Source organism: Cytobacillus sp. IB215665, assembly GCF_033963835.1.
Lineage (GTDB): Bacteria > Bacillota > Bacilli > Bacillales > SM2101 > Nanhaiella.
The window spans coordinates 1-12,951 of sequence record NZ_JAXBME010000028.1 but is presented as its reverse complement, the minus strand read 5'-3'; the positions used below and the strand labels follow the sequence as shown (position 1 = coordinate 12,951).

Below are 12,951 nucleotides of genomic sequence, written 5' to 3'. Positions count from 1 at the left end.
CTTCACACTCCTATTCAAACGTTTCTATGATTTCAATGTAATTTTTATTGTCATTTGCTAACGCCATAAAGTTATAATCAACCGTTGTTTGTTTCTTTTTCTCGAAGTTTAAATTAAGCTTTCCTGCAAAAATAGCATTGTACATATTCAAAGTAATTGTTCCGCCACTTGTTTTTTCATGAACAAAACGTAAATAAACATTAGGTTTTTGATCATTCAAGCCAACCACAAGTTTTTTCGATGTAACTACTTCATCAGCTTTTTCTTCTGTGTACGTTGCTCCCATGAGGAAGTTTGCTATGTTTTCAAGAACCCACGTCATGACACCAGAACTAAAATTAATATCCTTATCGGCAGTTATTTTCATTACCGTGCCTCGATTATCGGACTCTATTTCAATATCTTCATCTGCAATATCAATGTTTGCGCCACTTTCGATAGCTCCGATATTCACTAGTTTGTTAACTTCTTCTTCTGTTAATTGCTCAGGATCTACTATTTCACTAACTTTAGCAAGATATAATTCACCTGAACCTAACACAATGGGATCTGATTTTTGATAGTGCATTACCATGTTATCAACTCCTTACAATTTGATTAAAAAATAAAGCACAGACTCATAATGTCCTGCGCTTTCGTTATATGCCATGCCCCCACCATTCAATAATGAACAATGGTGAATACCTGGTATTTCATTTTCTCTATATTGATCTAATAGCTCTACAACCTTATTACTAAGGCTTTTGAGCTTCACGAGGTCTTTACTAATCACACGGAAAGTCACTTGATAATCCTTAATAGCTCCACCACTTAGAAGCTTGTAACGGTAAATTATATAGTGGTCATGTTCATTTTCAGAAGGTTTTTGTAGTAAATAGATAGGAATGTCCACGAATTCAGCATCTTTAAGCAAATATTTTCTAACTTCGCTAATCACTATTAAGCACTTCCTTAAACATACGCTTTACTGATTCAACATTCTGATCAACGGCTGGCTCTAGATATGGCTTTTTTTGTTCAGCCCAGTATGCATATTCAACATTACTTCCTACTTTTCCAGTAGTCTTATTCTTATTACTTTCCACGCTATGAGTAATAGACCGTTTTAAAGCTCCTGTATCTACTGGACAGTTAAGTTTTGCATCTGCTTCAATGATGATTACACCTTGTTCTACAGCTTGTTCTCGCTTTTGCATGAGCCGTTGTATCTCTTCCTCTGCCGTCCTGTGCACAGTTTTCTTAAACCCCATCTAGTAACAACTCCATGAATTCGTTGTCCCATTCAATTATCTTTTTTATAAGATAGTCGCTATCCTCAAAACGAACTTTATCCCCTAATATAACATCGTCGTCATAGTCGATATAAGCCCGATATACAACGTTTTTATCATAGCCATATTCTCGGTAGGCAAGGTCTTTAGAAAACGGCTGAACGTCTGCTGAGATAGGTTTAACAGTAGATTCTTCGCCATCAATCCAAATACCATCATCATTTAGGTGACCGTCTGATTTTTTTAATAGAATCAATTCTTGATCTCCCACTAAAAAGCACCCCTAACCCTTCTATATTGGTTGAGTGATAGTTTAATATCATCAGACAAAATATCATCATACTGGGTGGATCTGCTACCTTGATTTCTAGCTTTCAGCCCTTCGCCTCTGCGTTTTTTATGCAATGCTGAAGCAATTCGGATTTTAGTATAGTCAGGAATAGTTGCTAATTCCTCATCACTGCAATAGCAATAAGCTTTTATAATATCGTTCGCCATATCAAGCAATAAGGTTAAAAGATCATCTTGGGAATCGTCATTGATCCCCAAGTATATCTTTAATTTACTTAGCATTTTCTTTTACTACTTCATAGTCAGGGTTGTTTTTTAATCGCTTTTGGTGGGCCTTATCTGTGATTTCCCACACTTTTTTTGTCTTCTTATTTCTGAATTTCATATATAACAGCTCCTTATCGGTTGATTGTCATTACTGCAAGTGCTTCAGGTTTAATAACTTTCGCACCATAAAATTGTAGCCCTTTCACTGCATCAGCAAAGTATTTTTCAGGACGATAAGCTTCTAGAGAATCAATGCTTTGTGCGAAGGAAATCGCCATCCTATGCCCTGCCAAGACTTTGTATTTTTCACCGCCATTATTCGGCACGTTGTTTGATGTGAAAATTTGCGTTCCTGCTATATTTCCTACATAAGCATCATGTACAACTTGTGGTTCTTTTGTAAGTAAAGGGTTTTTCTGTAGTAGACCTTGACAAAACTCAGGAAGAACAACAAAACGCCCCATCTTTGGAACGTCCTTTTCTGAAAGTAGTACATTCAAGTCAACTATATAGTCGTAAATGTTATCCTTTGTCACAGATAATGGTGATGCATCAGAACCCATAGTACTTGCTGCTTCAGTATAAAAACTAGCAATATATTGATCCATTACATCAGCTAATCCATAAGAAGCTTCACCCATTGATAAATCTACTAAATTCGCACGTGTTTGAGCCTTATCAATATCATCAACTTTGAAATTGAAGAATTTTTGTTGATCCAGTGTTAATGTTGTAAAATCAGAATCAAGTGTCTCTGGATCTCCAACACCATTGTCTTTATCATAGTCACCGATTGTGACAGCTCCCATTGTATTAATACGAACAGTAGATCCAACTCCTGCAATTTCACCCTCGTAATCTGTGTTTACGATATTCCCGTACACAAGAGCCTTTCTAAGATTGGCGTTTAAACGTGCGCTCCAAATTGTGGGCATAAAATTAGCATAAGACATTTATAAATCTCTCCCTTTTTTATTGATTTTCCTTCATTACTTCTTGAACAGCATCCCAGTTTTCATTTATTTCATCTTCAGACATGTTTTTGATAGCTTCTAAAGTTAACGTTTTTCCGCTATTGTCACCAGGAGGCTTGTAACCACCTTTCAACCTTTCATCAACTATTTTTTGAGTGTGCGAATTAAATACTTTTTCTAAGCTTGCTAGATTTTTGGTTGTAGTTTCCTGGTCTTCCCCAAGAAAATAATCAACTATATCTAACGGCAGCTTCTTATCATTCGCTACTTTAATAGCTTGATTCTTTAGTTCCTCACGCTTTTTTTCAGACTCCATTTTCTGTAGTTGTGCTTTGATTTTCTCAAGCTCAATTTCTTTTTCATCCTTTTTAGGGAATCGCTTTTTAACCTCCTTATCTATCTCAGATTGAAGGTTATTTGTTTTCCAAGTTTCAAGCCCTTTCGCAAGATGTTTGTCTTTTTCTGAATCAAGCCAACTAGATAACGTTTTATTTTCTGATACCATTTTCTGCGCCTCTTCAACGGTTAAATCCCCCTGTAGATACGCTATTAAAACGGCTTTTATATCTGCTTTGCCTTTGTTTTCATTTAAAAACTTCTTTATCTCTTCTAATGTCATGTATTACAACTCCTTTTGCCCTTCAAACACTTTATAAGCCCTTAAAGCGCAAGTATTTTTGTATTAAAAAAGCCACGCTATAAGCATGACTAGGATTCAACGTTTCTTGATTTTTTCCACTTTTCGTAGGTGGTATAGTCGATAATCTTCTTATCACCTTCGTTCTCCCTTTTCTTCGTAGGACTCCAACCATTCACAATAGGAATAATTACAGACCTACAATTTGGATGAAAAGGAGGCGTTGGGTAATTGCTATTAGCGTTATAAATATTACCGTCATACCCTCTACATATCTCGGATGTTTTACTGTCCAAAGTAGCATCTATCATAACTTTATTGACCACACTTGACTGTTCATAGATTGATTTATGCGCTGCATTTGATACCCTAGCTTGTTCGGTTACAACTAACCTTTTAGCTTCATATGCTGAAACTTCAAATTCTTTTTTGATGGCCCTTGATATTTTGCGAACGTCTTTACCTTGAATCATGGATTTTTCAATTTCTTCAAGAACACGATTAGCTAAAATATCTTTGTTGTTCCATATGCGATCTGAAAACATTTTACCCTCGATAGGGCTATTTACTACAGCTCGTACAAACTCAGGTTGAACTACTGAAAATGTGAGAGTAGTCGCTATTCCTGCATCAATAATAAATGCTGTTTGATAGTACGATTCATTGTATACAGTTGTTAGAATGTTAGTTGTTTCTTCAATTTCTACAAGACCAACTTTCTGAGCCTCTTCAATTAGCAGCCTTTCAAGTTCACGTAAGACTGAATATCTTTGTTGCCTGGATACGGTTAACTCTCCATCCAGAAGGTATTGAGCGTGTATCTGGTTTATATGCTTCTGAACTTCATCGAGTGACCGTTTGTATGCGAGTAACATGCCTTGCATGTCTTTAATAGCTTGCGCTTCAACTTCTTCACGTATTCTGATAATGTCCTTATTCGGCATTGAAAGCACCATCTAAGGAAATACGATTATTTTCACGCTCTTTGTTGAATTTCTCAATTTCAAGTGCTGGATTTTCTACGAATGGAAGAAGTGAAAGCAATGTTTCCTGTGAGACTATGTTCTCAAGCTTGCTGACGGCATCGGCAGTGCTCACAATGTCAAACGGTAGGTTACGAGTGAATTTGACTTTAATGTCTCGATAATCAACCTTTTTCGCTTGTTTAACTCCTAAATAAGTGAAGAAGTTCTTCAAACGCTGCATGATAGCTTTTTCAAACAAGGATTCTTTAAGCGAGCACCTATGAGACAAGGCTAATAGCTTATTTTTCAAGGCTACATTTGAGGTATTAGAAGCCCATTGCTCATTAAAATTAACTTGGTCCATAAGGTCATAAATCTTTTTCTCGATGTTTGTAAGAGTGTTTTGAACAAAGGTATCATTGATATTTTTAATTAACCAATCTACATCTGCGCCAGTTGGGACGTTTAAAATGCCATACTTTTTAAGTTTTTTTATTTCTTCCTCATCGTCCAGTTTTGCCCCTAACACCTTTATCATTGCGTTTCTGTGATCAGATATTTCATTAGTAAGATCTGAGTTAATCACATTGTAGGCGTCCACAAGAGTGATAATGTCGTTGTAAATACATTCGCTCTCGTCATTTGCTCTAAATATATTGATAGGGACACGACCAAATATATGAGTATCAGTACCTATTAGCGTTAGATTATCGTCTTTGTAATGGATAATTTTATCTTCTGTATACACATCTAAGTATTCAGCATCATCAAAAGGCTTTTTAAATGTGTGAATGGCTGCCGTTACATTTCTTTCTTCTGAACCATCCGTTAGGATGTACATGGTCATGGGCGTGGCAACCACGGAAGCAAATTCACCATCAGCATTGATGTAATTGATTTCGTAGGCTTCACCGTATATGTCAGCCTCTTTGCTCAACTTCTGATTATGAGCCTTTTCCCAATGAGAAAAATTCAGTTCAATGTCATGTACAGCTTGATCCTTTCCAGTACGTGATATATACGTGAGTGGTGTTCCGAGTGAGTACCCTGCCATGTTAGTAACGAACTTCTTCGGAAAGTTAAAAACAAGCTTCATATTCGCTTGATCTTCTTGCTCTGTATACGTGTTTAGAATGGAATGTTTGCCGTCATAGTAATCTTTATATCTTTGTAAACCTGAACGTTGTTTACGAAGCTCATTTCGTAATTTTTCAAGCAATTTATTGTCAATATTCATTATTTACCTCCTTCCTCCAAAGAGCATTTTTTTATCCTGCAAGGTTATATACTGAATTACATTTAATTCATCAATTAAACGGTCAAACTCGGCAGTAACGTCTGGAGCATCGTCACCATCAGGAGAAAAGTTCTCCCCTGCATAGTTCAATATCTGATTAGTAAACTCTTCATCTTCTTTCGCAAATACAAAAAAGCCATTGTTGATTTTGCCAGCAATCGCCTTGATCTTGTTCTCTTTATTTTTACTTTGATGTTCGTTTATGATTTCGATATTTCTACGTTTCAATCCATCATCTGCATCAATTTGTTTTTGTAGCTCCCTCACATCAGCACCATTGTAGGTCTGCTTTTCTATCCACACATGAGTAATGTCAGGATACTCTTTTATGAGCTTTATACATTCGCTTATATAATCGTCAAACTCGACTTTAATGAGCTTGGATTTTCTTGCATATTTAAAGCCATTGATTGCTTTTGAACCAACCACAAGGGCAGTATGGTCATGCTTGGCTGTTGTTCCAGTTGCAGGATCACATACAAGAATTGTTTTGACAAACTCTTTTTGCTCAATTTGCTCCCTGGGCACAGAATGAATTTGATGAAACACCTTTATTCCAATGCTTGAAGCGTCATTTTGCATTTCCTGTTTAAACGATACTGGATCTTCGTAATAATCTTTGGCAAGTTCAAGGCAACTCCAAAAGCTAGGCCATAACACAGGGAATTGCATATCTTGTTCATGTTGGTAATAAAATTCATCAGCATAGGCTACTGGATCATCAAGTTTTTTATCAAAAAGGATTTTCCTAAATTGTTCCCACAAGCCAGTGTTAAAATATTCGTCTATATCGTCCACCATAACGCCAGTCTTGATAATTCGCTTGTACTGTGGATTCTTTGCAAGCCTACTCATTAAGCAATCATTGTGAAGAATTGTTCCCAGGACCACAAATTTTGTAGCCATCTTGATTTTCTTCTTTCCACGATAGACCGACCTAGTACCTACATACTTTACGTCCTCCATGAACGTCCTATACTTCTTATCCCTTGCTTCTTGGGTGAGAATGTCAGCTCTAGATTGATAGTCATCCGCAATGACCAATGTTGGACGATAGCCCACGCCCTTGTGAGTGTACTTCTTCCCACGCATTGATGATGTTGATGATATGGCTTGTATCATTGTTCCATTCGTGAGTTCAAGCTCAAGCTTATTGACGGTATATTTTCTTGAAGTAGGATCAAGTAATTTACCAAAGGTATTTATAATATATGGGTTTTCCTCAAATGCATTTCTCGTTTGAGCCGTAAACTGTATAGCATCAAGTTCCGTTTTCCCTGCAACTAAGGTATATATTGAATATCTGTAGCAATGCACCCATACTGCAAGTGCAAAGTCACAAGTAGTAGATTTTGATGATCCCCTCGGTAATATCTCCAGTAACTTATCAAATCCATCTTTCAAGAACATGCTTTCAAGGTCTTCCCACATTTCAAAATGGAAGTCGGCTAGTTCGGCAGCTTCATTGCTTTCTTTTGGTACAAACACATCTTGAAGGAAATACTGACAAAAGAATTCAATCGACCGTTTACCTAATGCATAGGCAAGGGAGTTTTCACCGAATAGGTTATCTTTATTTTTCAGCATCAGTTCCTTTGCTTTGTCTTTGCCAAATAACTTAATTAAATATTTCCGCATGACTTTTCTATTTTCAGGTGTATTGAATTCGATTGTCGTCACCTCCATAAGAAAAAGCACCCCTTGGGATGCTTTAACTCTTAAAACATATAATTATTCTCTTTCTGCAGCTACTGTCAAAACGCCTATTATTTCATTGAAATATTCAGGTCCATTCCCTACAGCTTGCTCTGCAGCTTTAGTTACTTTTTCATACAGAAAATCAGGAAATTTATCTTTATTGTCATGTAAATAGAAGATAACTCTAGAAATCCACTCTTCATATTCCGCACCTGTAATATAGTACCCGTCATACATAGCAGGTTTTTTATTTCTTTCAGCCACCAATTTTCCTAATTCAACTAACTCTAGTGCTGTTTTCGCCATATTTTTACCCCCTTTCCATCTACTACAATTCGACAAAAGGAGATTCCTTCCTTTTTTGGAAGTTTGAAAATTATATAAAAAATTGTTGGGGCTAATCCTACGCCCTGTGCGAGTTCTGAAATAGAAGCACCCCTACCCCACAAGAAAAGACTGCCATAAGTGACAGCCTTGTTTTACTTATTCTTTTTTACCTCTGCATATATTGTTGAACGAGGTACACCTGTTACCTTTGCAATATCATTTACGCTCATTCCGTTTGTTTCTCTTTCATGGAATAACTTCAATGCTTGTTTCACTTTCTTTGGATCTTGTGATGGTCGTCCCATGTGCTTGCCTTGCGCCTTCGCTCGCTCTCGTCCTTCTGCTGTTCTCTCGTTGATTATGTCTCTTTCAAATTCAGCAATCGCACCTAACATTGTAAAGAGCATTCTACCAGTCGATAGATTAAAGTCTATTTGTTCTTTAATGAATACAAGTCTTATCCCTCTTTCTTGTAAGTCCCTAGCTATCCTATGTAGGTCAAACGTAGAACGAGCTAGACGATCTATCTTATACACCACCAGTGTATCCCCTTCACGAAGATAATCTAACGCCTTAACTAGTTCCTCACGTTCGGCAGTACTGCCGCTATACTTCTCCATGAATATCTTGTCTACTCCGTATTCTTGTAGCTTATCTACTTGAATATCTAACTTTTGGTCCTTTGTGCTTACACGTGCATATCCGATTACCGCCATATTTAACGCTTCCCTTCATCGTCCAAAAGTTTAAAAGACTTTTATACATTTTATTTTAGACTATCTTTCAGACGATGTAAAGCGCATATTTTATACATTTAACCATATCATTCATATTTTATCTAAAACTAGTAACTTTTAGACATCTAGTGTTTAATCTTCATCCTCTTCAAACTCTTTTTCTAATACGTCACCATCAGTAGTTTTAGGTGCAACTGTAGAAGCTTCTATTTCATGCTTAGTCGTTGGCTTGCCTAATGCTCTATCAACAAAGTACTTGAGCACGTCAGCCTTTACCTTGCTGTTATTAGTCTTTTGTTGCAAAGTCCACAGTTCTTTCAAAGCATTTTCTAATCTACTATCAATAGCTTTTTCACACAAAATTTTATACCCTTGTAAACGCCTGTTAAGCTCTGCAATAAACTCCTTATCATTCCCCATCCAATCGTACAAGGTTTGCCTACTTACTCCAATCTGCTTTGCGATCTCAGTTTTCTGTAGTCCCCCATCAACGAGTAAGTTAATAGCTAATATCTTTCTTTCGTCTAACATAGCTAGATAAGACACCTCCCTTACATTTTACATTGTGCACAATATAAAAAGCCTACCCATCGGATAGACTTTGTAACTCAATATTTATTAACCGCCTGTATCAGGTTCAATCGGATCTAAGAACTTACCGCCACCTGGTTCAATCGGATCTAAATGATGCCCTCCAGGTTTAACTGTTGGTCCTCCACCTTCACTATGGTTCATGTTATACACCCTTTCAAGTTAGCCCATTTCAGGATCAATTGGAGGCATAAACCCTCCTATAGGTTCATCTTGATTTGAATATAATCTTTCACCAGTTGGAAGGGGTTCATCACCAATATTGTTACTACGTGCTCCACCTGGTCTAAGTGTATCATCACCACTATTAAATCTCATCATATCACCTCACAAAGTTGTTATATTAACCAATTCTATATATTTACAATAATCCCTTTAATAAAAAGCCTACTCTTGTCGGAGTAGACTTAACTAAATGACTATATTATTTTCTTCAAAATTTAACTTACTAATATTATATAACGTTTTGTTCAATAGCGCTGTGGCTTATATGTGGCATCTTTATTCTACTACTCACCCGTCTAATGTGATCATATGAATAGTCAAGTTCTTCAGCTATTGTCTTCAAACTCTTTCTTTCCACAAAGCGAAGGTATGCAACTTTGTATTCTAACCCTTTCATTTTACTAAGGTGTTTATCAATACTTTCTTTAAGTCTAACTTTCAAGTCCAGGAGCTTTTGATATGTGTTTATCTTTTTGTTGAGCTTTTCAACTCGCTCTGCTGCATTATCCATTGTGACTAGCCTAAACCCATGACCACCAACCCACCAGAATTCAGCTTCTTTCTGTAAGGAAAATACCGTATCTTCTAATATTGCAATCTCTCTGCAAAGATCAACGTATGATTCAAATTGTAGTTGTAAACTCATCCTTGAAGCACCTCCCTAGCCCTATACAATAAGTGATAATAAATGTAATTTCCCGTGAGCATTGGATCAAGAAACACAGTCGTAAAGTTATATCTTGCTTCAAACGCTTTTAAACTGGCTAAGACTGATTTTGCTTTATATTGACTTCTGTATTCACCCATTACTATTTTTCTGTAACCATCCATATCTTCGACAATCATTAAAAATGGTATCTTTGAAGCTCGTATTAATTCATTCTCGAACCTTGTACGATCTTTGATAGATTGAACTAATTCGTCTACGCTGTTCTTTCGCTCAATAGCAGCGTTCAAATATATATCACGCATGATGCCTAGTTCCTCATTCTTAGGAATCATTGCAGTATAATCACCAGTTTTGATTGTTTTCTGTTTGTAAGGAATCTTCTTCTTGTCGAAATACTCTAATATGTGGGAATTCTTTTGTTCACGTGAATCAGTTAGAATAACAAGGGATTTTATAATTTTCTTCATCTCTGTATCGGTATATTCTGTTTGAAATGCTGTATTCATGCTGCCACTCCTTTGAAGTAAGACATAGCCCTTTTGTATAGCTCTGCTGATATTTCATCTGTTCTCTCACACTCATAATCTGTAAAGCTATCATGGTGATCACTCCAACCGTTATCAGCGAGCTTGTTAAACAAATTCACAGTCTGTTGAAAAGCTATATCATCATGTTTCAACCAGTCATTTATTTTTAAATTAATCTCTTGGTCTATACCTAGTAAGAAATTAATGATTTTCGTCATTGTTCTCTTAATAATTTGGTCGTTTTTCATGGCTATTTCACCCCCACAATTTGTAGAAAAAATACCCTGTTTTGGAGCTATCCATTTTGCATTTAATTTATGTGCATTTTGAAACGCTGTAACCCTTGGTATATCAACGTTTTACCATGACAATTAAGTCCATTAAATTTGTTTATATATTACTAACAGTTATGGACCTTAACTGTCATGCCTAAATGCTATTAAATCAACGTTTCTAACCCCTTTTTTGTACGGTTCTCAATCTGTGCAAATTTACTCTTAATGACAGCTTCAAATGTCTTACCTTTTGCCTTACTATAATTCAATGCTACTGATTGAATAATTACAGTTGATAATTCAAATTTTTCTGCTATTGATTCAAGTTCAACAATACCTACAACTCGTTTAGATCTTACTGACTCAGTTCGAGCTTTTTCTATTTCGAGCATTTTTACAACAAGTTTTACGTCCGACTTTGTAGTCTTAGTCTTTTTAGCTATCTTCTTCATACGCATTTCAAAATCTTCATTAGGTAAAAACTCATTCAGCTTTAGTAATCCTACTAATACTCTTTTTGTCTTGCTGGGGCGAGATAATGCCATGAGATAGTTAGCTTCGGTTAAGTTCCGAACAGCGTTATAAAATGCGTGTGTATCGGCATCTCGCTTAACTTGAGCAACAACTTTTTTACAAGTTGGGTAGTCTGCTACTTTTGTAAGTTTAAATAAACAAGAGTAATGCATTGGTAATACTGATTGCTTGAATTCATTTAGTTTCGGCTCATCGTCCTCAAGAAAGGCATTGTATATGTCTTGACTGAATGCTTGTGAAATACTTGAGGATTTATTTTCTTTTTCCTCTTCTTCTAACTCATCAAGCTCATGTAACACTTCTCTAATGAATGTTAAGTCTAGTTTTTTCTGTCGGATCTCTTCGGATATGTTCAAGATACCTTCAGATTTCATGTGAAGAGCTTTTTCTACTGCTTCAATAAAGGCTAACCGATAACCATAAAAGTACCGTTCTTGCTCTTCTGACACTGCGTGACGCAGGAATAATGTATCTATCTCCAAGCCTTCCATACCTTGATAGATGCCATATCTTCGTTCGATAATACTTGAACGAAATAAGCTAGGATCAAAGTAAGGGTGACCATTAATTTCATTAACAATTTGCTTCGCTAAACGTAGGCGAAATTGGTACGCATTTTCTAGTTCAAACCTTTGTTTATCCTTGTTGCGTGGCTCTTGCATGAAGATGGAGAACCGTCTATATGTGTTACGTAATCTATTTGATATTTGCTTAATAGATGAATAATTAAATAGGTTCGAATAATCATTACAGACTGCAATAACTTCCCATTCAACGTCATTTTGAATGTTCACGCCATCAGCTATAACGCTCGTTGTCAAAACTACTTGTACATCTGGATCAATAGTCTCACTATCTACTAATTGCTTATACGTTGGATTGCTCTTACTATTAGCGTTTATCGCTCGTACCTTTATCCCCTTGCGTTGTAGCAACTTCTTAAGTTTTTCAATCTGCTTTTTGGACTGTATATATATCAATAATTTGCGCTTGCTCGTCCACACCTCAATTAATTGAGCTAGCTCAGGTAAAGAATCAGCCTTCTTTTCGTAGGTGTACACAGCAAATTCCTGACATGGAGATTGAGGATTCCCGTTATCAATTTCAATTACCGTTTCAAACTCATTTTTGTATATGTCGTCAATCGTTCCACTTAACCCTACGAATGATGTAGCTTGGTGGCTGATTTCATGTAAGTTTTTGATAGCTTCATAGCGATAATTCAAATCGTAATCCGTTACAAATTTGTGCATTTCATCTACAACTAAACTAAATTTCATGTTCTCGTTGAGCATTCGCAAAAACTCAACTAACACTGGAGCCATATCATAAGTAGAGATAAAAATACGCTTGCCACTTCTAACATAGTTGGCTACCTCTTTAAACAGGTTCTTAGTTTGCCCCTTCACGCACATCAGTTTATGCTTGGTGGCATTTTGAAGCGTAAGAGCTATGGTAGGTGCTGAAAATATGTAAAAGTGATTCTTCTCGCTCTCTAACTCCTTAAATGCGTCTAGGAATGCTGTAGTTTTCCCACTTCCAGTAGGGCTATTTACCAATATTCTTTGCTGCCTACTAAGGATCTCTTTTGCTGTATCTTTTGGAATGTACCTTTTTACTTTGATAGCTTCATGGTTGTATGTCGTGGGCGTGTGTCCGCTAGGC

General features: G+C 36.4%; 18 protein-coding genes. All 18 read right to left on the bottom strand.

Annotation, left to right across the window (positions count from 1 at the left end; genetic code table 11):
• Positions 1-10: 10 nt before the first annotated feature.
• Positions 11-574: a hypothetical protein gene (locus SLH52_RS22060; protein WP_320211364.1), complete on the bottom strand. Its 564-nt coding sequence runs from the start codon at positions 572-574 to the stop codon at positions 11-13.
• A gap of 12 nt (positions 575-586) precedes the next feature.
• Positions 587-937, bottom strand: a complete 351-nt coding sequence (locus tag SLH52_RS22055; RefSeq protein WP_320211363.1) for a hypothetical protein — start codon at positions 935-937, stop codon at positions 587-589.
• Positions 930-1,250, bottom strand: a complete 321-nt coding sequence (locus SLH52_RS22050) for an HK97 gp10 family phage protein (RefSeq protein ID WP_320211362.1) — start codon at positions 1,248-1,250, stop codon at positions 930-932. Before SLH52_RS22050 ends, SLH52_RS22055 begins: the two co-directional genes overlap by 8 nt.
• Entirely contained in the window at positions 1,240-1,542 is a 303-nt protein-coding gene (locus tag SLH52_RS22045) for a hypothetical protein (RefSeq protein ID WP_320211361.1), read from the bottom strand. Before SLH52_RS22045 ends, SLH52_RS22050 begins: the two co-directional genes overlap by 11 nt.
• On the bottom strand, positions 1,542-1,844 hold the full coding sequence (locus SLH52_RS22040; protein ID WP_320211360.1) for a phage head-tail connector protein: 303 nt from the start codon (positions 1,842-1,844) through the stop codon (positions 1,542-1,544). Before SLH52_RS22040 ends, SLH52_RS22045 begins: the two co-directional genes overlap by 1 nt.
• A 116-nt stretch (positions 1,845-1,960) precedes the next feature.
• Positions 1,961-2,782 (bottom strand): P22 phage major capsid protein family protein, encoded by an 822-nt coding sequence (locus SLH52_RS22035; RefSeq protein ID WP_320211359.1) that lies wholly within the window; start codon positions 2,780-2,782, stop codon positions 1,961-1,963.
• A 19-nt stretch (positions 2,783-2,801) separates the two neighbouring features.
• Positions 2,802-3,422 carry a DUF4355 domain-containing protein gene (locus SLH52_RS22030; RefSeq protein WP_320211358.1) on the bottom strand — a complete coding sequence of 207 codons (621 nt, stop codon included), beginning with the start codon at positions 3,420-3,422 and terminating at the stop codon, positions 2,802-2,804.
• A gap of 89 nt (positions 3,423-3,511) precedes the next feature.
• Positions 3,512-4,384 (bottom strand): minor capsid protein, encoded by an 873-nt coding sequence (locus SLH52_RS22025; protein WP_320211357.1) that lies wholly within the window; start codon positions 4,382-4,384, stop codon positions 3,512-3,514.
• Positions 4,374-5,642: a phage portal protein gene (locus SLH52_RS22020; RefSeq protein WP_320211356.1), complete on the bottom strand. Its 1,269-nt coding sequence runs from the start codon at positions 5,640-5,642 to the stop codon at positions 4,374-4,376. The genes SLH52_RS22025 and SLH52_RS22020 overlap by 11 nt, the downstream gene beginning before the upstream one ends.
• Positions 5,643-5,645: 3 nt before the next feature.
• On the bottom strand, positions 5,646-7,388 hold the full coding sequence (locus SLH52_RS22015) for a hypothetical protein (protein ID WP_320211355.1): 1,743 nt from the start codon (positions 7,386-7,388) through the stop codon (positions 5,646-5,648).
• A 45-nt stretch (positions 7,389-7,433) separates the two neighbouring features.
• The gene (locus SLH52_RS22010; protein WP_320211354.1) at positions 7,434-7,706 is read right to left on the bottom strand and encodes a hypothetical protein; all 273 of its coding nucleotides are present in this window, start codon (positions 7,704-7,706) and stop codon (positions 7,434-7,436) included.
• Positions 7,707-7,879: 173 nt separating this feature from the next.
• The gene (locus tag SLH52_RS22005; protein ID WP_320211353.1) at positions 7,880-8,443 is read right to left on the bottom strand and encodes a recombinase family protein; all 564 of its coding nucleotides are present in this window, start codon (positions 8,441-8,443) and stop codon (positions 7,880-7,882) included.
• Positions 8,444-8,596: 153 nt separating this feature from the next.
• On the bottom strand, positions 8,597-8,995 hold the full coding sequence (locus tag SLH52_RS22000) for a phBC6A51 family helix-turn-helix protein (RefSeq protein WP_320211352.1): 399 nt from the start codon (positions 8,993-8,995) through the stop codon (positions 8,597-8,599).
• Positions 8,996-9,217: 222 nt separating this feature from the next.
• The gene (locus SLH52_RS21995; RefSeq protein WP_320211351.1) at positions 9,218-9,373 is read right to left on the bottom strand and encodes a hypothetical protein; all 156 of its coding nucleotides are present in this window, start codon (positions 9,371-9,373) and stop codon (positions 9,218-9,220) included.
• Between the two features lie 136 nt (positions 9,374-9,509).
• Positions 9,510-9,926, bottom strand: a complete 417-nt coding sequence (locus tag SLH52_RS21990) for a hypothetical protein (RefSeq protein ID WP_320211350.1) — start codon at positions 9,924-9,926, stop codon at positions 9,510-9,512.
• A complete protein-coding gene (locus tag SLH52_RS21985) occupies positions 9,923-10,456 on the bottom strand; it encodes an ERCC4 domain-containing protein (RefSeq protein ID WP_320211349.1) in 534 nt (177 codons plus the stop codon). Before SLH52_RS21985 ends, SLH52_RS21990 begins: the two co-directional genes overlap by 4 nt.
• Entirely contained in the window at positions 10,453-10,725 is a 273-nt protein-coding gene (locus tag SLH52_RS21980; protein ID WP_320211348.1) for a hypothetical protein, read from the bottom strand. Before SLH52_RS21980 ends, SLH52_RS21985 begins: the two co-directional genes overlap by 4 nt.
• Positions 10,726-10,916: 191 nt before the next feature.
• Positions 10,917-12,951 (bottom strand): DEAD/DEAH box helicase (locus SLH52_RS21975; RefSeq protein ID WP_320211347.1); only part of this gene is annotated, 2,035 nt, incomplete at its 5' end.